Below are 24,675 nucleotides of genomic sequence, written 5' to 3'. Positions count from 1 at the left end.
ATGCATCCAGTATCACATCTCCCCCTACGATCCTCCCCCCCCCCCCTTGCGCCGCCTTCCCAACGCCGCACAAACTTCAATCTGCACTTCACGCGCGAACAGCTTGCGAGCGACATCGACGTTGACCGCATCCATCAAATCCTGCGCACCGCCGAGCGCGGAGATTGCCGCGACCTGTTTGCCCTTTACCGCGACATCATCGCTTCGCACGCGCATTTGCAGGGAAGGTTTTCCGAACGCAAAGAGGCAGTGACCGGCGACACGCTCAGTCTTCAGCCTGAAGATAAATTGTCACCCGACGACTGCCTCGCCGCCAAGGTGATTGAAAAGCAAATCACCAATCTCGCGAGTTGGGAATCCGCCTGCGCACACCTTCTCGACAGCACACTCTACCCGGTCTCCGTCGTGGAAAAAACGTTCCGCGCAAGCACACTGGTTGTCGAGGGACACCCCGTAACCTACGAGGTCGCAAACCTCATCCCCGTCCCCTACGAGTTGCTCGATTTCACCACCGGAACCTTGCGCATCCTCGACACCGACGCCAACGGGATGCCGCTCTCCACCTCTCACGTCGCCGATGGAGGCAGTTACATCATTCACCGAGGCCATTCCCTCAGCGCTCCCGACAATTGGGGCGGCCCGATGCGCTCAATCGTCTTCTGGTGGCTATTCGGTTCGATGGATCGTGAATGGTGGGCACGCTTCCTGGAAAAATACGGCACACCGTTCATCGTCGGGAAATACGATCAAGCCGATGACGGCACCCGAATCATCATGGAGCGGGCGCTCTCACTTTGCACCCGCCTCGGCGGACTAATCATCAGCCGCGAAACCGAGGTTGAACTCAAACAAGCCGCAGCATCCGACACCGGTTCCGCCTTCGAAACCTTCCACCGCGTCGCGAACGAAGAAATCTCCAAACTAATCCTCGGACAGACGCTCTCCTCTGATGCTTCCTCAACCGGCCTCGGCAGCGGAGTCGCCAATATCCAAGAAGGCATTCGCCAAGACAAACGCTCCAACGACGCTCGCCGCCTTGCCCGGACACTGCGCGACCAGCTCTTCGCTGACATTTTGAGTTACAACGGCCTCATCGGGAAACCTCCCGTAGCCGTCTTTGGCAGCGTCTCGCTCGCCGAGATGAAAGCCACCTCCGATTTTCTCGTCTCGCTGAAAGGCGGTGGTCTGCGCGTTCAGGACGCCGGCCTCGAAATCCTATCCGAACGTCTGGGCCTCCCCATCGAACGCGATGAAACTGCTGGGGGGGGAGGCGGAATGTTCCCCATGAACATCAGCCTGCACCGTTCCCCCTCCCCGAAAAAAGCCATCCATCAGGCTGACGACGCCATCTTGCGCACGGGTGCTGCACGCCTTGCGCAAACCCTCGGCAAAGCCTTTGCACCATTGGAAGCATTGGTTGCCACGTCGCACACCCCCGACGACTTCCTACGTCGAGTAGATGCCTATTGTGCCACGCTCGACCCAGTAGCTGCTGCCGACATCTTGGAAAACGCGCTGACAGCATTTGCTGCGAACGGAGCGGCCACATCGCGTCGCTGACCCATTCCAAACATTTTTCGTTCCCGTCCGATGCCGTTCCAAACATTTGTGGAACGGCATTTTTCATTTTCCCGCAACTCCCCATCCCGGCGAATCATACAGAATCGCACCAAATCGCACCTGTTCCAATCAATTCAAGCATTCAGGATAAAGCACCGAACTACGTGACAAACCGATGTCACCGCGCTTCGCGCAATCAATTTAGATGGCAGGCAAGATGCCTGCGCTACGGGCGCTACCGCGCCAACTCCCGCTATATCAACTTATCGAGTCTCCACTGAAAACGTCGAAAAACCAGTGAGAATGACCTTTTCACGACAGACAACGCCGCAAACTCTGCCGTCCGGCAGCCTCACGGAAAAATCAGGATCAACAAACGGATTGGCTGCGAGCCACCGCAAGGCGTCTTCCATGAGAAGGCGTTTGCGTGGCGGCTGCGCGAGCAACGCGCGCGTCGCCTCGCCGGCAAGCCATGGTTTGAGCCCATCATGCTCCCGATTTCCGCAAGTCGGCACTCAGCCTCAACACATCATCGAGAGCCATTTTTTCTCCGCCATCCATGGCTCGCATGCTGGCGTCCAGTCCCTCGACATAACCCGGTTCCTGCCGACGCGAAAGATACCACGTATAGGCCGCCAGATAGTGCAATTCAGCAGAGGGCAAATGCGCGATTTCCTCTTTGATTTCGGCCAAGGACATGCCCCTGACAACAGACAAAACTCGCGCATGTTCAAGTGGCTACTTCGTCAAAAAAGCCTGACCAGACGCCGCGCCGGACTTTTTTCAATTCCTCTCCGTCTCCGCAAACGCGTAGGTGGAGTCGAATACCAGCCTGGTCTTCGCGCCCACAAAAAGCCGCACCTTGATTTTCCCCGTCTTTGCGCCCGGGGAAGCTGGTGTAGCGTGTCCCTCGATACGACGCTCGCCGCCACCCGTTGACTTGGCGTTCCCCTTGAACATCACGCGCTCGCCGCGTGCCAGTTGGGCGAGATGTTCGTCGGTGAAATCGATCTGAAAACGGCCGGCCTCGTTGTAAAAAAAGAACGGCACGACACTCGCCTTGTAGTCGGCGGCGTAAGCGCCGTTCCCTCCCCGTCGCAAAGGGGCGAGCGTTAGCGAAACGCTCCCGATGTAGATCGACGTTTTGAGTTTTGGGACGATCACAGTGTCGTATTCGCCCGCCCGCGCCTCCGAACTCACAACCGAACTCGCGTCCCCCACCCTACCCTGCTCCGCGACCACGTACGGCACCAGCAGCAACACCGGCGCGGACAAAAGCACGGCAAACAAAATCCAACGGCACGAACACATGGGCATCATGCCGTAGCCACGCATCGAGCCATGGCAACACATTGGCCGCCATCATACGCAAAAACCACACACTCCCCCCCCCCTAAAACTATTTTGTTAAGAAATCTCACGCAGAGACGCAGAGGCACAGAGAAAAGCAAAGGATTCTGGCTGTTCTGTTTTCTACTCCACGCCTTTGAGTCTCTGCGTGACCAAAATGATTTTCTAACAAAGTAGAATCAGGAGGGAATCAGGTCGGAGTCCCCGCCTTTTGCCGCGGTCTGATCCGCCTCCAGGGGAAGCAATTCGGCGGCCTCGGCGGCGGGCATCTCCTCCACTTTTGCGATGCGCCGCGTAATGCTGCCGTGCCGCTGCGCGGCGTCGCCGACCACCTTGCTGGCCTCGTCCAGTTTTTTTTGCACCTTAGCGAGCAGTTCTCCAAAAGTGCCAAACTGCGTCTTCACCGCGCCAAGAAGTTTCCAGACCTCGCTGGAACGTTTTTGAATGGCGAGGGTTTTGAAGCCCATTTGAAGGCTGTTCAGAAGGGCGGCGAGGGTGCTCGGGCCGGCGAGCAGGACGCGGTATTCGCGCTGGATTTTGTCGGCCACGCCGGGACGACGGATGATTTCCGCGTAAAGGCCCTCAGTGGGCAGGAAGAGGACGGCAAAGTCGGTGGTGTGCGGCGGGGAAATGTAGCGGTCGCGGATGTCGCGGGCGGACTTTTCCACGTCGGCGGCAAGGTCGCGGGCTGCCTGTTCGGTGGCAACGGGATCGGCACGGAGGGAGGCGGCGGAGAGGCGCTCGTAATTTTCCTTGGGGAACTTGGCGTCAATGGGCAGCCAGACGGGTTTGCCCGCCTCGTCGCGTCCGGGGAGTTTCACGGCAAACTCAACAACGCTCTCGGAACGCGGGTTGGGCTTCACGTTGGTCTCGTATTGCTCGGGCAGGAGCATGGTTTCGAGGATGGCGCCAAGCTGGTATTCGCCCCAGGTGCCGCGGGTTTTGACATTCGTGAGCACGCGCTTGAGGTCGCCGACGTCGGTGGCGACGGCCTGCATTTCGCCGAGGGATTTGTGAACGCTTTCAAGGCGTTCGCTGACTTGCTTGAAGGATTCGCCGAGGCGTTTTTCGAGGGTGCTCTGGAGCTTTTCGTCCACGGTCTGGCGCATTTCGTCGAGTTTTTGCGCGTTTTGGGCGGCGAGTTTTTCGAGACGCGAGTCGAGCGTGGCGCGCGTGTCCTCGGCGGCGGTGGCGAGGAGGGTCTGGAGTTTTTCGAGGCGGTTGGAAAAATCGTTGAGCCGGGTGTTTTGGGCTTCGCGGGTGTCGGCAAGCTGCTGGTTTTGGGCGTGGCGCGCGTCGGCGAATTGCTGGCTTTGCGCCTCGCGGATCGAGGTGAGTGCGGCGGTCGTGTTTTTCTGGAAATCGGCGAACAGGACGCGGGTGTCGTCGCGGGTGACGACAGCGGACCTGGCCTGCTCTTCGCGTGTGAGGGCAAGCTGCGTGGCGAGTTCGGTGCGCAACGCTCCGAGGTGGCGGGCGAGGTCGTCGCGTGAGGCTTGCTCAATGTGAGACAGTCCGGCCTTGAGTGTTTCGAGGGTTTGCAGGAGCAGCGTAAAATCGGGCGGGGGCGGACGCCGGAGCAGGAGGAAAACGACACCCGCGAGCGCGGCGGCGACAAGCACGAGGATGAGTATCTGCAGGGTGAGTGACATGCTTGGAGTAAAAAGGGGGGAGAGAATGTTACGCGAGATGCAATCTCAGACGGGGTGTTTTGTCGGGGGCAACTCAATGTGATGTCCCCGCCTCCCTCCCCCCCCGGCGCATTTTGCATTTCCCGTCGCAGCCATTTCGCGCACGCTCCGCGCAAAATGAACAATCCAGCGACAGCGGTAACGCTCAAGACCGTGGCGCGTGAATCCGGGTATTCCCTGGCGACCGTCGGCTACATACTACGCCAGAAAAATCTCGAGCGTTTTCCCGAAAAAACCCGGCGCCACGTGCAGGCAGTCGCCGCGCGCCTCAACTACAAACCCAGCGTGGCCGCCCGCTCCATGCGCAAACGCGACAGCGGCTGCATCGCCATGCTCATCCGGCACGAAACCAAGGAGACCCACCCCGCCAACCTGCCCGGTGTGGAATACATGCTCGGCATCCAGCACGCCCTCTCCGCGCAAGGCCGGCACCTCATCCTCGTCACCGTCGCCGAACTCGGACAAAATCTCCAAGAGGAAACGCCCCTTATCTTTCGGGAAAACATCGTTGACGGCCTCATTGTCGAATTTGGCGTCCCCTCCCATGTGCGCGCGATCATTCGCAAAAGCGGCATCCCCGTCGTCTGGCTCGACACCGACAAACAAACCGCCCGCAACTGCATTTTTCCTGACGAACCCCATAACGTCGCCCTCGCCTTCGACCATCTCGTTGCCAACGGCTACAAACACATCACCTACACCGGCACCACCCTCAAGGAAAGCGACCACCCCAGTGCCGCCGCCCGACTCGCCGCCTTCCATGCCTCCGCCTCCGCGCACACTCAGGCCACCCGATCCGCCCGTTGCGAAGTGCTCCTCCGAGGCGACGAACCCGACACACAAGCACTCCTGTCATGCCTGCACGACTACATGAAACGCGGACACTCCCGTTCCAGCGTGCTCCTCACCTACGATCTGCAATACGCCTACTACGCCATCCTCACCGCCGCGAAACTCGGCCTCAGAACCCCGGACGAAATGGCCGTGTTTTCGCTCGACAACGCCCGCATGCTGCAAGGCGCATGGCCCTTTATTTCAGCCATCAACCTCGACCGCCACCGGATGGGTCACACGGCGGTTGAAATGCTCCTGCAACTCGTCGCAAACCCGGCCCGGCAGCTGACCAGCCGCATCGTCCGCGGCTCCATCTTCCCCGGCGAAAGCTGCGTCAGCCAAATCTGAACATCCGCCATCCATCCATCCCCCCCGCCTGACATTCTCCTCAAAAAGCAGAAAAATATTGACCTAGTGCAACGTTGCATCAAACTTTACATCTATCCGACTGACAGTCCACCCGTCTGACCTCGAACACCCGCATAACACCCAAACGCCTCTCTCTCCCCTAAACCATGAAACACAACCACTGCTATTCGTTTCATTTTCTGACACCTTTGAGAGCTGAGTTCGCGGCAAGCGAAGCCGCCGAACTCCATAGCACTCGCCCCCTGACCCTCGAAGGCAACTCCGCCTTCACCCTCATCGAACTGCTCACCGTCATCGCCATCATCGGCATCCTTGCCGCACTTACCCTCGGTGTCCTCGGCACGGTCCGCGAATCCGCGCGCAACGCCACCTGCCTCTCCAACATCCGGCAATACGGCAACGCCTTCGCCCTTTACACCGTGGAGCACAAAGGATTCCTCCCCTATGTCTTCGATGGCACAAAACCGGAAGGAGAGAAAACATGGGACCAGTTGATTCTTCCCTATTTCCCCCGCATGGAGTCCACCAGCGCCTCCTACAAACCCTCCCAGCCCCGCTGCCCCGCCGCGAAGTATCAAGGAGAACAACTCCTGCGCCACTACGCCATGAACACTTGGATACGTCCAAAAAATGGCACCATGGACACACCCGTTCAGATGTCACAAATCAACAACCTATCAACATTGGTCTTTCTGGCGGACTGCTACGTGGATGACGCAGGCAAAGCCGACTCACACCTGAACCGGAGGAATACCGACGCCGTCGGCTCAATCTCCATGCGTCACAAAAACAAAGCCAACGCCCTCTTCGGTGATGGCCACGTAAAGCCCTTCGATGCCTCATTTTACACTCCCATAGATGACACACGCCAAAACTGGGAAATCAGTTGGTAGTGAAAGCAAATCTATTTGTAATGAAAATAAAACTACGATCCTTTGAGCCACGGCCACGGATGCACTCCTCCGCCCATGCCCGCATCCTCGCCGTCGCCCTCACGCTGTTCCTGCCGGTCGCCATGACCGTAGTCACGACACAGGCCGCTGACGACAACCTCGTCCGGAACGGCGGTTTCGAAGACGCATTTCGCCCCTCTGGGAAAAGCAACGGTCAGGCCAGAATCAGCGGCGAGCTCCCCAAAAGCTGGAACGACGATTCCGGCTGGAATGACGTCATCGGACAGTATTCAAAAATCGGTGACTCCGCTACCGGCGATCTCGTCGTCGACGGCCAGCAAGCCCTGCGAATGCAACACCTCGGCTCCCGCTCCGAACGCTTCACCCGCCTCCAACTCTCCCAAACCATCCACCTCGAAAAAGGCAAAACCTACCGCCTTGCCGCCTCGCTGCGCAGCCCGCACAGCCCTCTCGAAGGCGGCCATCGCCACGGCCTCGAACTCGCCGTCCGCCAAGGCTCCTCCCCCTACACCGCCTACGCCACCCTCTCCCCCAACCTCACCGTGGACTGGCGCGAATACGACACCACCTTCATCGTCCCAGAAACCGACTCCTACCGCCTCATCGCCCTGCTCCATGAAAAAGCCACTGCGGACCTCGACGCCCTCTCGCTCACCGCAATCGAAACACCCCGCGACAACGGCCCCCACTCCACCCACAATCTCCTGTCCAACGGACGCTTCCCCACCGGTCCCGGCGGCCCCTTCACCTGGAGCTTTGACGAACAAATAAACCGCGCCACCCGGGACTCCGGACCTCTTGGCGAAAGCGCCCTCTGCCTCACCGGACAATTTTATCTCAAAACACCCCCCATCCGCATCACCCCCGGACGCCCGCACACCTTCAGCGTTTACCTCAAAAGCTCCACCCCCCGCCTCCCCGTCCAAGTCTTCCTCTCCTCCACCATCCGCACCGGCAACGAACCCCTCGTCTCCAAAACATGGCAAGTCGGCACCACTTGGGAACGCCACACATTCACCACCGACATCCCCCCCGTCCCCCACAACACCATTTACATCAATCTCCGCTCCCCAAGAGCCAAAACCATCAGCCTTGACGGGCTCCGCTTGGAAGAAGGCCCCGACGCCCGTGACTACAACACCGAAGCCCGCGCCGAAATCAGCATCGGACTCCCTCCCGCCACCCTCAACCAAGGCATCTATCTGGAAAACGAAACCGCCATCCTTCCTCTTGGCGTGACCGGACGCTGGGACGCCGCCGCCGAAGTCCGCCTCACCGTCACCGACGTTTTCGGGCAAACCGCCAGCCTCCCATCGCTACCCCTTCCCTCCCCCGACGCAACCTCTGCCGAAAACATTCACCGCGACCACATCGAAGTGCCGCCCCACGCCGTCAACCCCGCCCGACCCCTCGGCAGCTTCCGCGTGACCGCCCGCGTTGTGAACGCCACTGGCGAACCCCTCGGCCCCCCCTCCGAAATGACCTTCATGCGCGTCCCCGCGCCCCTCGACCCCGAAAAAATCAACCCCATCTCCCCAGCCGGTATCCACGTTCGCATTACCGATTCCGGTCTGACGATGGCCCGGAACCTCGGCTTCAAATGGGTGCGTAACCACGACATGAAACCCGGCCTTGAAATCACCAAATGGTCCTACGTCGAACCCACCCGCGGCCAGTTCATCTGGCAGGACGCCATGCTCGAAAAAATCACCCGCCACGGCCTCCTCCTCCTCGGCATAATCGACACCACCCCCCCTTGGGCCAACCGTCGCCCCCCTGACGCCAAACTCAAAGAAGAAGACTCCCAACGCCGCGCCTACGCCCCACGCGACCTCGACGACTACAAAACCTTCCTCACCCAACTCGCCCGCCACTACCACGGACGCATCCACGCCTACGAAGTCTGGAACGAACCCTACAGCAGTTCCTTCTTTCGCGACTACCGCGACGGACGCACCGTCCACGCCACCCCCGCCGACCTCGCCGCCATACACAAAGCCGCCCTCGAAGCCCTAACCGCCGTGGACCCCTCCATCACCCTCGTCGGCGTCACCTCCAGCGGCAGAATCAACACCTACATCCAGAACGCCTTCGCCGCCGGCATCTACCCGCACTACAAAATCCTCGGCTACCACTCCTACAGCCGCTACGGCGACCCCTTCGACCAAGTCGGCAACCCCACCAAACTCCTTGCCGAAGAAGTCAAATACGGCGGAGGCCGCACGCCGCTCTGGAATACCGAAGGCTCACCTATGCCCCGTGTCACCTTCTTCGACGCCGTCAACCCCATTCCCGACGCCACGCACACCGACTGGGCGATCAAAGGCACACCACTCGACCTCGCTGCGGACTATCCCCGTTACGTCCTCTCCAATCTGGCCCACGGTGCGCAAAAAATCTTCATTTACGCCCTCTACGTGCGCCCCGCCATGGTCGAGGAACGCGGTTTCAAACTCCTCGAACCCACCGGCGTCCCCATCCCCGGCATCGGGGCCGTAGCCGCCCTGAACAAACTCCTCAACACCGGTGCTCGCCTCGTAAAAACCATCACTCCCGCCGCCAACATCAACGCCCTTATTTTTGAAGGCGGAGACCTCACCTTTGCCGCCATCCTCACCGCGGACGGCGCGCCCTCCACATGGAGACTCCGCCGCCTGCCGGACGGCACGCGTCTTCTCGACCTCTTTGGCAACCCCCTCTCCGAACCGCCCGCCGCAGGCAACGCCCCCCACTACATCGTCCTCGACGGAAACCGGGCGAATGAACTTTTGGATACACTCCGCTAACATATCCCTCCCCCCCCCCTCCTCGCGCACACTCTCTCCACCGTCCGCACAATTCACCCACCGTATTACAACTCGAAGAAAAACAAACCAACATGAACTCGCTATCCGACCCAAAGCACACCCGCCTCCTGACCACTCTGCTAGCCATTGCAGTTGGCGTTACCAGCCTCGCGCTCGCCCCCACTTCATTGCAAGCCGCCACCATCGGCTACTGGCGTTTTGAAGCCTCAGCCAACCTCGGCAAAGATTCAGGCTCCAACGGACTCAACCTCACTTTGGGTGGAGATGTTGGTTACGCTGCCATCCCCGGTACGGGGGCCGGTAGTTGGTTTCCTGATACGATCCTGCAAACCGGCGCGGCCAACACCGGTGCACTCCTCTTTGGCACGGGCACCACGACCCGCAACTACGCCGCTTGCAACGAAACCGTCGACCGCACCACGATACAAAACCTGTTCGCCGCCAGCCCCAGCTTCACCATCGAAAGCATCTTTCATTATGACACGCATACCGATTACCAGGGCCTGGTCGGTCGCTGGCAAACCAGCAGTGACCGGCGCGGATGGTATGTGCGCATAAACGCCAACGGCGAGGTCGTGTTCAACTATTCGGTCGACGGCAAAGCCGGTGCCACCAGCAGCGGCACCATTTCATCCGGCATCACGTTGGCCAACGACAAGGACTATTACCTCGGCATAACCTTCGATTCGACCCTGGGAGGAAACATAACCTTCTGGTACCAAAACTTGAGCGATCCAACGTCCTCGCTCACCTCCGTCTCCGTGGAAAACACATTCGGCACGATTTTTAATCCCCTGTGGGGCGTGGAAATCGGCTCAATCTCCGCCTTGTCAGCCTCGGGAACTCCGGTGACCTACCCCCGCCAGATGGCGAGTTATGTGGACGAAATCCGTTTGTCCACCGGCGTGCTAAACGAATCGCAATTACTGGTCTCCGTTCCCATTCCCGTCCCTGAGCCCGCCACCACCGTCCTCATTGCAGGCGTAGCCATCCTGATTCTGGTGCTCCGTGCCCGTCACCGCAACAGTCGGCGGTAATAGTTGAAAAACACGGTGGGCACAGGGTGCACTCATTCCCCCCCACCCCCCCACACATCTCTATTTCCGTCCTGCTGACATTGGATGTTCGACGTTCGGCGTTGGATGTTCAGCGAAGCTGCCGCCCCCCCCCTCCCCTCCTTCGTCCCTCCTTCCCTGAAGTTTCGTGGCAACCAAACTCTTTCACAAAGTCCAGCCCACCGCGCCTGAAGACCGCGTTCCGCCCGCCAAACGCGTCGCCTACGGCATGGGCAACTTTTCCGACCACATCGGCACGGACACCCTGATGTCCAATGCCAACCCCATCTTTAACATTGCGCTCCACATGGACCCACGCCTCCTCGGCGTGGCCATCGCCATCATGCGCCTCTGGGATGCGATCACCGACCCCGTCGTCGGGGCGATTTCGGATAACACCCGCACCCGCTGGGGACGCCGCCGCCCCCTCATGTTTCTGGGCGCCATCAGTGCCGCCCTCACCTTTCCACTCATCTGGCTAGTGCCCGGCGGCTTGGGATCAACCGGCCTCTTCATCTGGTTCACCGCCTTTTCGATCCTCTTTTTCACCTGCCAGACCCTGTTTGCCATCCCCTACATGGCGCTCGGCTACGAACTCACGCCCGACTACAATGAACGCACCCGCGTCATGGAACTGCGCGCCTACCTAGGCACCGCAGCCCTCCTTGTCGTCCCTTGGAGCTTTGCCTTCACGCAACTCCCGGTCTGGGGCGGTAGCACCCTCACCGGCGCCCGTTGGATGGGCATCTGCGCCGGAGTAATCATTGTTCTCAGCGGCCTCATTCCAGTGATATTTCTGCGGGAACGCTTCTTCAAAAGCGCCCAAAAACAGGCCAAAATCCCCATTCTGAAATCCGTCGGAATGACGCTGAAAAACCGTCCCTTTCTTCTGATGGTGGGCATCACCTTTTTCACCGTGGTGGGAGGCCGCACCGTCAACCACCTCGGCTTTTACATCGGCCTCTATTACCTCTTTGACGGCGACACGGTGAAGCAAGGAATCCTTGCCGGCATCAACGGCAACGTTGCCCTCGTTGTCGGCCTCCTTTCCGTTTTCCTGCTCAACCGCCTCTCGCAACGTATCGGAAAACGCAAGACACTTGTCATCTGTCTGCTCCTGCTCGTTGTCAGTGGACTTGCCAAATGGCTCTTTTATCGCCCGGAGTCGCCCTGGCTCAGCCTGTGGGTCAACCTCTTCACGGTGCCAGCCAGTTCCGGCTTCTGGCTGCTTATCGCCTCGATCAAGGCCGACATCTGCGACGACGACGAACTCAACACCGGCTTTCGCCGTGAAGGAGCCATTGGATCCGTCTCTGCCTGGATCAGCAAACTCTCCACATCGGCCACTGCGGTTCTGGCCGGTTTTGTTTTGGCGGTCACCGGCTATCAAGCCGCCTCCGGTTCCGCGCAAGCTGCCGGAGTAATCGACGCCATGCGCTGGTGGTTTTATTTCATCCCCTCCATCTCCGCCATCATTGCCCTGATCCTGCTCTGGTGGTTCCCCATCACCGAAGAACGCGCCCGCGAAACCCGCCGCCTCCTCGAAGAACGCCGCGGCAAACTCTAGGCTCGCCTCCCCCCTCCCCCCCCCCCCATCGCCCCTCCGACACGCGGAACGAAAATACCGAGGCGATCCACGAAAATACAAAAAACATGCCAAACGCCGCCAGCCACGCCCCTCGCGTGTAAACCCGAAACTCACCGCTCATCTCCGGCTGGAAACAATTCAATAACACACCTACCCCGTTGCCAAAAATCGCGACGAAAAAATAAAAACTGAAATTCAACACACACACCGAAAACCCCGCCTCGCCTGGTCCATTGGTCTGGTAAAGCAACGGAATCGCAATCGACGAAATGCTCGCCGTCATAGACAATAGGCAGAGCAAAACCGCCGGAAATGAACTCCTCGCGTCCAGCAAAATCAGGCACCCCATCGCCGTGAAAACAAACGCCGACACACACCCGGAAAGCCGGATGAAAACCCGCTTCCGGTTCCCGAACGCCCGGCTCAACACCGCGAAAAAAATCCCCGACATCGCCGACAATATCCCCATCAACGACAGTATCCATGCCGCGCTCCCAGGCGCCATCTGGCAAAAATCCTCCAGAAATTTTTTCCCGATCACCGTCTGCAGCACGTAATAAAGGCCGAAGTTGATTCCCGCGCAAAGACAGAGATTACGGTTGTTGCTTTTAGCCAAAAGCGCCACGAATGGGCGAACGCTGAAACGCGCCTTTGCCCGCGTTGCAGGAACCTTCAGGACGATCCCCGCGCCCATGAACAAAAGCCAGCACACGGCGGAACAGAGCCCGGCCAGAAGCAGGAGATTGCGCCAGCCGATCATCCCGGCCCCGATCACAAAGGGCGCGTTCGCCATGATCCCTCCCGCGTATCCAACAAAAATTACAACCGAAAGCGCGACCGGGAAATGTCTCCCGCGAAACACCCGTCCCGTTTCCTTCACCAGACTCAGATAAATTGAACTCGCCCCAAACCCGACGAGCACCCGACTGAGATAGAGTTGAAACAATCCGTGCGAAAGCGGGAACAGGATCGAACCCGCGCAAAACACCAGTGCGCCAAAAAGAATGATCCGGCTCCCGCCGTAACGCTCCGCCAGAAACCCGATGACCAACTGGTTGATCGCATACACATACATGAACACGGCGCCGAGGCCCGTTATCCACGCGGCGGATACATCCAGCTCGCTTTGCAGCGTGTTGAAAATGGCGCCGGGAATCGCCACCCGTTGCACGTTGGCAAAGAAATAAAGCCCCGTAGCGGCCAGCAGCAGGGCCATCCGCCAGTAAATGGTTCGTGCACGTGGCATCCGTGGAAGCCGGTCGGTCAAACCGCTTTTTTCTGAAACGCCGGGACGCCCCCTGCCAAGGCCAGCAGCCGCAGGAGGTTTCCGGCAAATATCTTTTCCCGCGTCTCCGTATCCGGAAATGCGTTACGCGCTCGGACAATGAATACCTCCGGGTCGAAAACCTGAAAATCCGTGCCCCAGATCAGCCGGTCGGGGCCAAAATGTTCCAGCGCCATTTCCATGCGACCGAGGCGCTGCCCGCTCTCCACTCCGCTGAGGTCCAGCCAGATGTTGGGACAGGCCGACAGTTCCTTGAGAAAATCGGGGAAAATGTGAGCGGAAACGATTTTCAGGTCCGGCATTGCGCGCGCCACATCGAGCACACCCTTGCTCCCGTGCAAGTGCGCGATCTGGCCGTTGCGCCGGCAAATCTCGAAAAGACGCATCCATTCCGGCTGACCAAATTCGACGTGACTTCGGTAGGGGACGACTTCGCCAACCCACATCAGGTTTCTTTCCCGAAACCGCTCCAGCCATTTTTCCGATGCGTCGGGAAACAGGGGATGGATGACAGCGCCCGGATAAAAGAAGCCCGGATCTTCGTCATACAAGGCGAGTGCCTGTTCGTTGGCCCGGTTTACATCCTCTTCCGAGTCGGCGAAAACGCCCCGCCACATATTGAAAACGATGCCCGTGACACCGCATTTTTTCAGCAGCGCAACGGCGTCGGCAACCGTGCGAAAAATGCCTTCGCAACTGTGCCCCTTGGAAACTTCGGGCGAGGGGAGATGAACGTGTGAATCGATAAGCATGGCGCGCCTTTTTTCAGCAAATGGACAGGACGACTTTCCCGATGTTTTCACGACGTTGCAGGACCCCGTGGGCGGCCTCCGCCTCGGTGATTGGGAAAATTTTGCAAACGGCAGGATCGATTTTCCCGGCCTCGATTTCGGGCCAGATTTTTTCCGTGAGTTCGCGCAGTATCCGGGCTTTTGTTGCCAGCGGACGGCTTCGGAGCGTGCTGCCGATCAGGCGTAGTCCACTTTTCAATACGGGACGCAGACTGATGTTCGCAAATTCGCCTCCAAGTGTGGAGACGAGCACCCAGCGTCCGCCGGTGGCCATCTTCGGAAAACACTCCGCAAGCGCATCGCCGCCGACACAATCAAGCGCGACGTGAACCGGGTTTTTGTCGAAAACGGCGGCGAGCGATTCCGTGGCGCGGTTCACAATGATGTCGGGCGCGAAGCGACGGAGGCTTTGGGCTTTTTCGTCGGAGCCGACGCTTGTGATGACTTTGGCACCGAGGAATTTTGCGGTCTGGATTGCGGCGATGCCGAGTCCGCTTGCTCCGGCCTGAATGAAGACCGTCTCGCCGGATTTGAGCGCGGCTTCGTGAACGAGGTTGAGCCAACTGGTGGCGAACACTTCGGGCAGCGCGGCGGCTTGTTCCATCGTGAGTCCGGCGGGGACGGGCATGATGAGGTCTTCGTGCGCGGTGACTTTTTCGGCGTAGCCGCCGCCGCCGAGCAGGGCGCACACTTTGTCGCCCGGTTTCCAGCGTCCCGAACACTCCGGGCCGAGGGCGGCGACGGTGCCGGCGACTTCGAGACCCGGCCATTCAGGCCAGCCGGGGGGGGGGGGGTATTTGCCTTCGCGTTGGAGGAGGTCGGCGCGGTTGAGCGCGGCGGCGTGCACGTCGATCAAGATTTCCGCGCCGGTAGGTTCGGGCGTTGGAACGGGTTGCCAGCGCATGTTTTTTTGAGAGTCGATGAGGATAGCGTTCATGGTAATGGTTTGTGTTTTTATTTTGTAACAGAAGTTAGGATACGACTGAGGCGAGCGGATGCAGTCGGTCCGTCAGTGGCAGGGCGATGGCTCGGCCTGCGAGATGGGAAACGTAAACGCCGTGGATCATTTCCAGGGACCAGCGCGCATCGCGTCCGCTGGACAAGGGCTCGCGGTTTTCCGAGATGGCGCGCAACAAATCGAGCGCGGCATGGCGGTTGCAATGAGCGTAATAACGCGACGCGCCGACGGAATGCGAACGGGGGAGAAGCGGAGGCGTGGCACCGGGAGGATCGTCGGGCCAGGGCGTTTCGATTTCCTGAAATTCGCCGCCTTCTTCCAGCGGGCGTCCGCTTTTTCGGATACGCAAACGGCGTTCGTCGTCGTAACGAACAGCCAGCGTCGCCTCGGTGCCGGTGATCGTGATTCCCATGCGGAACGATTCGCCTGCGCGGTGCAGGTCGCGGCGGCTTTCAAAGGTTGCGCGAACGTTGTTGGCGAATCCGTAGAGTGCGACGATGTCGTCTCCCGCGACTGGGCCGACCGGTTCGGTGGGTTCGTGAATGTCGGCGCGCAGCATGTCGCGTCCGCCGATGCCAACGTGGGCGAAGACCCATTGCGGATCGCCAAAGAAAAAGTGACATAAATCCAGCAGGTGCGAACCGAGCACGAGCATGTCTTCACCGCCGCCGCGATGGTCTTCTTTTCCGCGACAGTGAACGGAGAGCGGACGCCCGATGCCGCCTGCCCGGATCATGTTGCGGGCGGTCTGGAAAACCGCTGCGTGGCGTCCCAGATGCGCGACGGCGAGACGCACGTTCGCGGCATCGGCGGCGGCGATCATGTGGTCGGCATCGGCAAGGCTGAGGGCGAGGGGTTTTTCGCAATAGATGTGGCATCCGGCACGGGCCGCAGTGGTGACGATTTCCGTGTGTTGTCCGGGCAGACGGGAGGAGACGCAAACGATGTGAGGTTTTTCGCGTTCGAGCATTTCACGCCAGTCGGCGTAGATCCGCGTCGCGTTTGTTTCCTGTTGCAGTGAGAGGCGGCTGGGTTCGTCGGAATCGGCCACTGCGCACATCTCCACGCCGGGCAATCCAGTGAATGCGAGGTGCACGCCGTGTCCGCCTTTTTGTTGGTTGCGGTGGTGGTCGATCACGACCACGCGCCATGCGCCACCGGCGGGATTTGCGTGTAGTGTGTTATCCATTACGTTGTCGGTCTGTGTTGTTTCCATGAGGCAGGGCAGGATATGGAGTGCGGCGATTTATCGCCGCTTTGACGGGTCGTTTTAACGGCCCGCCTATGTGTGCGGGGGGGGGGGGGGGGGGGGGAGGAGAAACAGGGAAGGAGAGGGGAGAAGGAGGGGGGAGGCGGGAGGAGGAGGGAGGCGACGCGATAAATCGCTTCGTCAAAAGCGGTGATGAATCACCGCACTCCATGTGGGTTTATGGGTTCGTTACGTTGTGGTTTGTCGGTGATTTGGCTTTGGGACCGAGGACTCGTCCGCCGTCAATGATGTGGTTTTGGCCGGTGATGTAGGCGGCTTCTTCAGAGGCGAGAAAGGCGACAAGTGAGGCGACTTCGGCGGGCTGGCCTTCGCGTCCCAGCCAGGTGCCGGTGGCGAGGTTGGAGTTGCGCGTGGCAATGGCGCCGGGGGAAACGCAGTTGACGTTGATGTTGTGCGGGCCGACTTCCATGGCGAGCGCGCGGGTCAGGGAAATGACCGCGCCTTTCGCAGCGGAGTAATCCACGCGGTTGAGGATGCCAACTTCGGCGGCAATGGAGGCAATGTTGATGATTTTGCCGCGCCGGCGGTCCACCATGTGCGTGAGGACGGAGTGGATACAGATGAGGGTTCCGTTGAGGTTGAGGTCCAACACCCATTTCCAGATGTCTTCGGTGGTGTCTTTGAAATGGCTGAGTTTTTTCAGCAGTCCGGCACTGCCTCCGGCGTTGTTCACTAGGATGTCGATCCGGCCAAAGCGGTCGAGCGTGGCGCGGACCATGTCACCCACTTCGTGGCTTTTGGTGACGTCGGCTTTTATGGCCAGCGCACTGCCGCCAGTGTTGTTGATGGCGTCGGCAACGGCTTGCGCGTTGTCGGCGTTGATGTCGGTGACAATCACGGTCGCGCCTTCGGCGGCGAGTCGTTGCGCAATGGCCCGGCCTATGCCGCCGCCTGCTCCTGTCACGATTGCCACGTTGTCTTTGAGTTTCATAGGTCGGGGGGGGGGGGGAGGCGCTTCGCGCGAACATCGAACATCCAACGTCGAACATCCAACATCCAATGTCGGAGTCTTCTTTTTTGGCATTTGGGTTTTCATTCGCAAACGGCGGGAGGGCGGGAGGCGGAGGCCTCGGAGAGGCCTCCCTACCAGGTGTAAAATGGCTACACGTTAAATGAAACGACGCTAGCGGATGCCGCTTCCCATCATGGCGAGGCTGCGGCCTCCATCGACGATGTGGTTCTGGCCGATGATGTAGCCGGACTCGGGTAGGGTCAGGAACACTACCACATTGGCAATGTCGTCGGGCGTGCAGAGGCGGTTCATGCTGGAATGTTTTTTGGCGAAGGCGAGCGGGTCGGCAGTGGGTTCGCGCAGAACAATGCCGGGGGACACGCAGTTGACGTTGATGTCGTGCGGGCCGAGTTCCTTGGCGAGCGCTCGCGTGGCGGCGATGATCGCGCCTTTCGCAGCAGCGTAATCAACCGACTTCTCAAGTCCCTGAACGCCGACGGTGGAACCGATGTTGACGATTTTGCCGAAGCGCGCCGCCACCATATGCTTCGCGGCAGCGTGGGTGCAGTTGAGCATTCCGAAGAGGTTGACGGCGATCACGTCGCGCACGACGTCGAGCGTTTGTTCGTGGAAGAATTTCATCTGTTTGCGCGCGCTGCCACCGGCGCAGTTGACGAGGATGTCGAGACGTCCATATCGCGCAAAAACGTCGTCCACGTTGCGTCGGGCGTCGTCGGCGTTGGTGATGTCAACACCGTGCGCGGTGGCTTCGCCGCCAGCGGCGGTGATCGCAGCGGCGGTGTTTTCGGCGAATTCCTGCCGAATGTCGAAGAGGGCAATTTTGGCGCCTTCGGCAGCGAGTTTGCGGGCGATGGCGCCTCCGAGGACGCCGCCGCCGCCAGTGATGATGGCGACTTGGTTTTGCAGTTTCATAGTGTGGTGAGTGGCGTGTTGAATTTTTTAACCGCGAATGGACGCGAATGAGCGCGAATTAAAACCGGGGAAAATTAAAATCAGGTTTCCATCATTCGCGTCTATTCGCGTTCATTCGCGGTTGGTTTTCAGTGTCTTCCTGTCAATAGCCCGCGGCGGCGAGGAGTGCCTCTTGGACGAGAAATTCGTGGTGCAGCGGGAATGGGTTTTTCATTTCGCCGCGAATGATGCGGGCGAGTTCCGTGAGCTGTTCCGTGTAACGCCCATTCATGATGCCGACGTCCACGATGTGCGTGCCGGCGGTGTATTCGCCGCAGGGTTCGGCGAGCGTCAATTTCACGTGCAGCGGGTCGAGCGCGTAGCGGGTGTTGTGATGTTCCAGCGGACAGACTTCGACCGTGCCTTTCGTGCCGCACACGACGAGTTGGCGGCGCTTGAATCCTTCAATTTCAACAACCGATGTGCGAATGGAGGCGGTGGCGCGTGGATAACGCAGCACGGCAAAACCGTTGTCGCAAAGGCCGTCGTCGCGCGTCTGTCCTTGAAATGGCACTACGCTGTCGGGGCGACCCAGCATCGAGATGATGATGTCAATCAGGTATCCGCCAAAAATATACAGGGCGCCGCCCTTGAAGTTGGAAAGCCACTTGCGGTAATCGTCGTTGTCGAGACGGCTCATGACGGCGTGAATCTCGAAAATTTCGCCGAGCCAACCGGCGCGCACGGCGTGTTTGCAGAAATTGATGGCGGGGTTGTTGCGATACATGTAGCCGAGCTGGATGCAGAGGTTCTGGCGTTCGCAGTCGTCGAGCAGCGACTTGAAGGCGGGGAGCGATTCGCCGCCGGGTTTGTCGAGGTGCATGTGAAGGCCGCGTGCGGCACAGCGTTTGGCCGTCGGGACGAGATCGAAACCGTCGGTCTCCACGGCGACGGCTTCGAGGCCGGGAACCTTAAAAAGTTCCTCCTCGGTCATCCAGGGAAGTCCCGCGTAGGCCGCCATGTTGCCGCGGCGTTCACGCCAGACGGGATCGTCCTCGACGACACCCACCACCTCGAAGAGATGCGGCAAGCGGCGGAGTGTATTCATTTTTTCTGACGCGTGATTGTGTCCGATGCCGATTTGGCCGATTTTGATGGGTTTGGGTTTCATGCTGGTTTCAGACGGTCTGGCTTAAAAATTTCGCCAATCGAAGAGGATGCCGGGCGGGTTTGTGTCGCCCGTGGCGAGGCGTTGATAAACTTCCGGCGCGTTTTGCGGGGCGACGATGTCGGAGATCAACGGCGCGGCGTGGAGGCGGTCGGCGGCGAAAAAGCGCAGCAGCATTTTCAGGTCGTCGCGCAGGGTCCAGTAGCCTGGGAAGGAGTTTTCGGAAGGTCGCACGAAATTGTGCGCGCCGATGATTGTGATGCCGGGTTTGTGAACGTCGTTGTAAAAATCGACATCGGGCGTCGATGTGCGGGAGCAGCCCGTGAGGGAGATGCGTCCCATCGGAGCCATGCAGGCAAAGGCTTGTTTGACAGCGTTGGGCGCGCCGGTGATTTCGGCGACGGCATTCACGCCTCCGCCCGTGAGGGATTTGATTGTCGCGGCCAGATTTTTTGCGTCGTGGTCGGGAGAAAAAGCGTGATCCGCGCCGAGTTTCAGGGCGAGGGCGCGGCGGGCTTCGGAAAAATCCACGGCGATAACGGGCATCGCTCCGCTGAGGCGTGCGCATTGCGTGGCGAACAAACCGAGGAGGCCGAGTCCCATGACCATGACGGATTCGCCGAGTTCGACTTTCAATTTGCGCACGCCTTGCAGTCCCATCGCGGCGATGATGGCAAACACGGCGGTTTTTGAATCGAGCGCGGCGTCCTCGATGCGCACGACGTGGCGTTGTTCTTTTATCGATATGCTCGCGTGCGGGCTGTGGTAGGCAACGACGCGGTCGCCTGCCTTGAGGTCTGTCACGCCATCGCCGATAGCGAGGATTTTGCCAGTTGCGCTGTAGCCTGGATAACGCGGGAATCCGGCGCCGTTGCAGGTGTTGGGCATCGCGAGGAGCATGGCTTTTTCCGTGCCGGGCGAGATCAGCGTGTATTCAGTTTTCAACAACACGCTGCCGGACGGGCAGTTTTCCGGAAGGTCAAATGGTTCGAGTTTCGCCGTTCGAGCGGCGGGATAGGCGATGCGGTAACCTTTCATTGGATGGATGGAGTTTTCGAGAGGGTGGTTTTCCTTCCCGGTGTTTGCTCGAAAATTTGCCGGAAGAGAGGAGACGGGGGCAAGCGGGAACCTGAAAACATCTTGAAAGATGCGATGTAAATAGATTCTATTTTCAATAGATATCAGGGTTTATTGAAAACACATCAATAGATATCCAATCAGTAATTTTATTTCAATGACAACCATCCAGGAAATCGCCCGTGAGTCGCGGGTTTCGACGGCAACTGTCTCGCGGGTGTTTGGCAATCACCCGAACGTGAAGGCGGGTATCCGGGAGCGTGTTTTGAAGGTTGCGCGTTCACATGATTACCATCCGCGCCTGTCCGTGCGGCGTCGCAATGTGATCTTGATGACGCCGTCAAGGACGGAGTATCCGGTTCAAAACTACGTCGAGATGGTGGTGTCGCATCTGGCTGGTGAACTCGCGGGACGGGGTTACCGGATCGAGATTCTGCCGGAGGATAATCTGGATCGTTTGGAGAGCATCCAGTTTTGCGGGGCGATCCGGATTGGGTCAGGCGAGGTGCCGCGGCCCAACTGGGGCAAACGCTTCGATGCGCCGCTGGTGTTGGTTGACCGGGAGGTGGAGTCCCGGTGCCCGGGGGTGTTTTCCGTGCGCTCGAATGAGCGGCAGGGGATGGAGCTTGCGGTGGATTATCTGTATCGGCGCGGGCATCGGCGCATCGGCTGCATGGTCAGCATGTCGAAGCTGGGGAATCCGTTGCAGCGTGCGCGGCATCTTGAGGAGATCCTTGCGGAGAAAAATCTGCCGTCGGGCAGGGCCTTGGTGCGCTTGGTGACGGAGGCGAATTTCGTGGAGGAAATCGGCAAGTTGCTGCGAAACAAACCCGATGCGATTTTCAGTCCCGGAGGTTCGGGGGGCATCATTACGGCCTATGCGTTGTCGCTCTATGGGAAGCGGATTCCCGACGACATATCGCTGGTCGTTTCCGAGCGGGCGATGGTTTCGCGCTATTGCATTCCTCCGCAAACGGCGATCACGCAGGATTACAACGCGCTGGCGGTCGCAACCGTGGATGTGATCGACGCCCGCCTCCGTCGGCAGGATTTCCCGGAAGAAACGGTGTTGGATTATCAACTCGTCGAACGCGACAGCGTGGCGGATCGAGCATAGTTGGCACGGATAACATCAGAGAATCAGAGAGTAACCGGAGCGACCTCAGCCGTGCCGCGTCTGCGCAAGGCGCTTGAGTTTGTTTCCCCCTATGCCAATTCGCCGGTTCGCTGGACACCGCCCGCGGAAAGCAAAAGTTCGAAAACCGACAACCAAACCGCTGCGCGTCCCGTTCTCCGCGAACTGCTCGCGTTGGCCGCCTCGCATTACACGGATGACGGTTTTCTGACCTTGCTTGCGCCGCAGGTATCCGATCCCGGATACGAGAAAGAACGCTGGCGACTGTTTATCATGCCGTAAGGCGAAACGGTTATTTCCAGAATGCAGGACGAGGTGCCACACGCCATGTGACCCAGCACGCGACGGCACCGGACCAAGCTTGCCATCGCAGGCGCTTGCGCGTGTGTTTCCCGCTCACGCCTCCATGAACGACGCCAACAACGACGATCTCCTTCTCCCTACGAGCCACGAGCATCGCGCCGAGCCCGCCGAACCCGGCGAAGTGGGCATCGTGGAGGCGCACGACTTCACCACGGCGGAACCCTTCACGTTTGGCGACGGCCAGATTCTGCCCGGTTTCACCCTGCGTTACGAGACCTACGGACGCCTCAACGCCACGCGCGACAACGCCGTGCTCATCTGTCACGCCCTCAGCGGTGACCACCATTGCGCCGGCATCCACTCGCTCACCGACCGCAAACCCGGCTGGTGGAACAACCTCATCGGCCCTAACAAAGCCGTGGATACGAATAAGTTTTTCGTCCTTTGCTGCAACGTCATCGGCGGCTGTCAGGGGTCCAGCGGCCCCTCCTCCCCCAACCCGCGCACGGGGCGCGCGTATGGCATCTCGTTTCCTGTCGTCACGATTCGTGACATGGTGCGCGCGCAAAAAATCTGGCTCGACGGCATCGGCGTCAAACAACTCTACGCCGTCATCGGCGGTTCCATGGGCGGCATGCAAGTGCTGCAATGGGGAATCGAATACCCCGGCTTCGTGCGCAAGCTCGTCGCCATGGCAACAACCGCCCGCGAGAGCGCGCAGGCCATCGCCTTCAACGAGGTGGGCCGCCAGGCCATCATGCAGGACCCCGACTGGAACAACGGCGACTACCCGCCCGGCGGCGGCCCGCGTGTGGGCCTGGCCATTGCCCGCATGATGGCCCATATCACCTATCTTTCCGATACGTCGATGGACCGCAAATTTGGACGGCGTCAGGTACAGGCGGCCATCAGCGACGATCCCCCGGTCGGCGCAGGCGTGGCGGCGGCGTTTGACGTGCGCTTTGAGGTCGAGAGCTACCTGCGCTATCAAGGGCGCTCGTTCACCAACCGCTTCGACGCCAACTCGTATCTCTACATCACGCGGGCCATCGACCAGTTTGACCTCGCCGCATCCTACGGGTCGCTGGAGGACGCCTTTCGTTTCGTCTCTGCCGAAGTGCTCGTGGTGGGATTCACGAGCGACTGGCTATTCCCGCCCGAACAAAACCGCCTCATCGCCGAGGCAGGCCTGCGCGCCGGCGCCCGTTGCAGCTACGCCGAACTCACGACCGACCTCGGCCACGACTCGTTCCTCCTGGAGTCACCGCAGCTCTACGACTTGGTGCACGGATTTCTGGGGTAACGTGGGTTTCAACCACTAATGCACACTAATGGACACTAATAAGAAGGGTGTGGTAATTATTTTCCCGATACGGTTCCGATGCGGATCATTAGTGTCCATTAGTGTGCATTAGTGGTTGAAAAGGCTTCTCTCATGCCCGCAACCAACGCCTCCCCCGCCCCGCAACCGGCTCCCGCGCTCAAGGATATGTTCGACGCGGATCGTTTCCGATTCGTCGCTGCCGAGGTGGCGCGACTCGACTCCCGCTTCGATCCCCGCCGCTTCCTCGCGCTCTCCCTGCGCGGCACCGCGCAACGTCCCGCCCTCGACGAACTCTCCCTCATGCAACGCCTGCGCCGCATGACCGAATGCCTGCACGCCACGCTGCCCGACGCCGGCACCGACTACCGCGCCACGCTCGCCCTCCTGCGCCGACTCGCCCCGCGGATCGGACGCGGCTTCGTGACACTCGCCCTGCCCGATTACGTCGGCCAGTACGGTCCCGCCCACACTTCACCGGCGGATTTTGACCTGTCGATGGACACGTTGAAATTCTTCACAACCTTCGGTTCCTCCGAATTTGCCGTGCGCGAATTTTTGCGACGCGACCAGCCGCGCGCGCTCGCCATTATGGAAACCTGGTCGCGCGACCCCGACGAACACGTTCGCCGCCTCGCCTGCGAAGGCTGCCGCCCGCGCCTGCCATGGTCGTTCCGGCTGGAGCCGCTTGTCGCCGATCCGTCGCCGGTCGCGCCGATCCTGGAAAACCTCAAGACCGACCCCAGCCTCTACGTGCGCAAATCCGTCGGCAATCACCTCAACGACATCACCAAGGACCACCCCGCCTGGGTGCTGGCGCGCGTCGAAGCCTGGCTGACCGACAACCCGCACACCACCTGGATCGTCAAACGCGCCCTGCGCACCCTCATCAAACGCGGCGACCGCCGGGCGCTGGCCGTGATCGGCGCCGGCGGCAAACCGCGCGTTCGTGTATCCAACTTTCAACTCCATCCGGGCGTCATCCGCCTCGGCCAGCGTGTCACGCTCTCGTTCCGCCTTGAGTCCGCCTCCGCGTCCACCAAACCCCAGCGCCTTGTCGTGGATTACGCGATACACTACGTAAAAAAATCCGGTGCCGCCGCGCCCAAGGTTTTTAAGTTGAAAGAACTCACGCTCGGTCCGGGCGAGACGGTGGAGATCACGCGCAGCCAGAGCATCCGCGATTTCACCACACGCGTGCATCATCCCGGACGTCACGATGTGGACATCCTGATCAACGGCCAACACCTCGCCCGGAGCAGCTTCGAACTGAAACGCTGACGAAGAAAAATCGCCCGCCGCCTTTTTCCCTCCCCCCCCCTGTTTCCCGAACCA

Annotated in this window: 21 protein-coding genes; 10 read left to right on the top strand and 11 right to left on the bottom strand. The window is 59.8% G+C overall.

Features of this window, described 5'->3' with window-relative positions; all coding sequences use genetic code 11:
• Entirely contained in the window at positions 1 to 1,560 is a 1,560-nt protein-coding gene (locus OBACDRAFT_RS13210) for a phage portal protein family protein (protein WP_043586296.1), read from the top strand.
• Positions 1,561 to 2,046: 486 nt separating this feature from the next.
• Here OBACDRAFT_RS13210 and OBACDRAFT_RS13205 read toward each other — a convergent pair whose 3' ends face one another.
• The 3 genes from OBACDRAFT_RS13205 to OBACDRAFT_RS13195 all read right to left on the bottom strand — a co-directional run bounded on the left by OBACDRAFT_RS13205 (position 2,047) and on the right by OBACDRAFT_RS13195 (position 4,562).
• Positions 2,047 to 2,259, bottom strand: a complete 213-nt coding sequence (locus tag OBACDRAFT_RS13205) for a hypothetical protein (RefSeq protein WP_043586295.1) — start codon at positions 2,257 to 2,259, stop codon at positions 2,047 to 2,049.
• Between the two features lie 84 nt (positions 2,260 to 2,343).
• A complete protein-coding gene (locus OBACDRAFT_RS13200) occupies positions 2,344 to 2,841 on the bottom strand; it encodes a hypothetical protein (protein WP_157837062.1) in 498 nt (165 codons plus the stop codon).
• Between the two features lie 248 nt (positions 2,842 to 3,089).
• On the bottom strand, positions 3,090 to 4,562 hold the full coding sequence (locus OBACDRAFT_RS13195; RefSeq protein ID WP_043586293.1) for a DNA recombination protein RmuC: 1,473 nt from the start codon (positions 4,560 to 4,562) through the stop codon (positions 3,090 to 3,092).
• Positions 4,563 to 4,718: 156 nt separating this feature from the next.
• On the opposite strand from OBACDRAFT_RS13195, the gene OBACDRAFT_RS13190 reads away from it, so the two are divergent.
• The 5 genes from OBACDRAFT_RS13190 to OBACDRAFT_RS13170 all read left to right on the top strand — a co-directional run bounded on the left by OBACDRAFT_RS13190 (position 4,719) and on the right by OBACDRAFT_RS13170 (position 12,147).
• Positions 4,719 to 5,783 (top strand): LacI family DNA-binding transcriptional regulator, encoded by a 1,065-nt coding sequence (locus OBACDRAFT_RS13190; RefSeq protein WP_198529901.1) that lies wholly within the window; start codon positions 4,719 to 4,721, stop codon positions 5,781 to 5,783.
• A gap of 167 nt (positions 5,784 to 5,950) precedes the next feature.
• On the top strand, positions 5,951 to 6,697 hold the full coding sequence (locus OBACDRAFT_RS25410) for a prepilin-type N-terminal cleavage/methylation domain-containing protein (protein ID WP_052361944.1): 747 nt from the start codon (positions 5,951 to 5,953) through the stop codon (positions 6,695 to 6,697).
• A gap of 59 nt (positions 6,698 to 6,756) precedes the next feature.
• Entirely contained in the window at positions 6,757 to 9,504 is a 2,748-nt protein-coding gene (locus OBACDRAFT_RS30740) for a carbohydrate binding domain-containing protein (protein ID WP_043586290.1), read from the top strand.
• Positions 9,505 to 9,596: 92 nt separating this feature from the next.
• Positions 9,597 to 10,562, top strand: a complete 966-nt coding sequence (locus OBACDRAFT_RS13175; protein WP_043586288.1) for a hypothetical protein — start codon at positions 9,597 to 9,599, stop codon at positions 10,560 to 10,562.
• 166 nt (positions 10,563 to 10,728) lie between these two features.
• Positions 10,729 to 12,147, top strand: a complete 1,419-nt coding sequence (locus OBACDRAFT_RS13170) for an MFS transporter (protein WP_043586287.1) — start codon at positions 10,729 to 10,731, stop codon at positions 12,145 to 12,147.
• Here the strand turns inward: OBACDRAFT_RS13170 and OBACDRAFT_RS13165 are convergent.
• The 8 genes from OBACDRAFT_RS13165 to OBACDRAFT_RS13130 all read right to left on the bottom strand — a co-directional run bounded on the left by OBACDRAFT_RS13165 (position 12,086) and on the right by OBACDRAFT_RS13130 (position 20,542).
• Complete coding sequence (locus OBACDRAFT_RS13165; RefSeq protein WP_081722035.1) at positions 12,086 to 13,414, bottom strand: MFS transporter; 1,329 nt, start codon at positions 13,412 to 13,414, stop codon at positions 12,086 to 12,088. The two genes, OBACDRAFT_RS13170 and OBACDRAFT_RS13165, sit on opposite strands and share 62 nt — an antisense overlap.
• Before the next feature lie 17 nt (positions 13,415 to 13,431).
• Positions 13,432 to 14,205, bottom strand: a complete 774-nt coding sequence (locus OBACDRAFT_RS13160; RefSeq protein WP_043586286.1) for an amidohydrolase family protein — start codon at positions 14,203 to 14,205, stop codon at positions 13,432 to 13,434.
• A 13-nt stretch (positions 14,206 to 14,218) separates the two neighbouring features.
• Positions 14,219 to 15,181, bottom strand: coding sequence for an NAD(P)H-quinone oxidoreductase (locus tag OBACDRAFT_RS13155; protein ID WP_043586285.1), 963 nt, complete (start codon positions 15,179 to 15,181; stop codon positions 14,219 to 14,221).
• A gap of 34 nt (positions 15,182 to 15,215) precedes the next feature.
• Positions 15,216 to 16,418, bottom strand: a complete 1,203-nt coding sequence (locus OBACDRAFT_RS13150) for a Gfo/Idh/MocA family protein (protein WP_232767108.1) — start codon at positions 16,416 to 16,418, stop codon at positions 15,216 to 15,218.
• 211 nt (positions 16,419 to 16,629) lie between these two features.
• Positions 16,630 to 17,508 carry an SDR family NAD(P)-dependent oxidoreductase gene (locus OBACDRAFT_RS13145; RefSeq protein WP_232767107.1) on the bottom strand — a complete coding sequence of 293 codons (879 nt, stop codon included), beginning with the start codon at positions 17,506 to 17,508 and terminating at the stop codon, positions 16,630 to 16,632.
• Positions 17,509 to 17,595: 87 nt separating this feature from the next.
• Positions 17,596 to 18,357: an SDR family NAD(P)-dependent oxidoreductase gene (locus OBACDRAFT_RS13140; RefSeq protein WP_043586284.1), complete on the bottom strand. Its 762-nt coding sequence runs from the start codon at positions 18,355 to 18,357 to the stop codon at positions 17,596 to 17,598.
• Positions 18,358 to 18,499: 142 nt separating this feature from the next.
• A complete protein-coding gene (locus tag OBACDRAFT_RS13135) occupies positions 18,500 to 19,507 on the bottom strand; it encodes a Gfo/Idh/MocA family protein (RefSeq protein ID WP_043586283.1) in 1,008 nt (335 codons plus the stop codon).
• Between the two features lie 21 nt (positions 19,508 to 19,528).
• On the bottom strand, positions 19,529 to 20,542 hold the full coding sequence (locus tag OBACDRAFT_RS13130; protein ID WP_043586282.1) for a zinc-dependent alcohol dehydrogenase: 1,014 nt from the start codon (positions 20,540 to 20,542) through the stop codon (positions 19,529 to 19,531).
• 196 nt (positions 20,543 to 20,738) lie between these two features.
• Between OBACDRAFT_RS13130 and OBACDRAFT_RS13125 the strand changes: the two genes are divergently transcribed.
• The 4 genes from OBACDRAFT_RS13125 (at position 20,739) to OBACDRAFT_RS13110 (ending at position 24,621) form a co-directional block, all read left to right on the top strand.
• A complete protein-coding gene (locus tag OBACDRAFT_RS13125) occupies positions 20,739 to 21,698 on the top strand; it encodes a LacI family DNA-binding transcriptional regulator (RefSeq protein ID WP_043586280.1) in 960 nt (319 codons plus the stop codon).
• A gap of 51 nt (positions 21,699 to 21,749) precedes the next feature.
• Positions 21,750 to 21,998 (top strand): hypothetical protein, encoded by a 249-nt coding sequence (locus tag OBACDRAFT_RS13120; protein WP_043586278.1) that lies wholly within the window; start codon positions 21,750 to 21,752, stop codon positions 21,996 to 21,998.
• Positions 21,999 to 22,122: 124 nt separating this feature from the next.
• The gene (gene metX, locus OBACDRAFT_RS13115; protein WP_052361959.1) at positions 22,123 to 23,322 is read left to right on the top strand and encodes a homoserine O-acetyltransferase MetX; all 1,200 of its coding nucleotides are present in this window, start codon (positions 22,123 to 22,125) and stop codon (positions 23,320 to 23,322) included.
• 132 nt (positions 23,323 to 23,454) lie between these two features.
• On the top strand, positions 23,455 to 24,621 hold the full coding sequence (locus tag OBACDRAFT_RS13110; RefSeq protein ID WP_052361940.1) for a DNA alkylation repair protein: 1,167 nt from the start codon (positions 23,455 to 23,457) through the stop codon (positions 24,619 to 24,621).
• Positions 24,622 to 24,675 lie beyond the last annotated feature (54 nt).

It is taken from the genome of Geminisphaera colitermitum TAV2 (assembly GCF_000171235.2).
Taxonomy (GTDB): Bacteria; Verrucomicrobiota; Verrucomicrobiia; order Opitutales; family Opitutaceae; genus Geminisphaera; species Geminisphaera colitermitum.
Note: the sequence above shows the minus strand (reverse complement) of the source record. Positions and strands in the feature narration are given on the sequence as shown.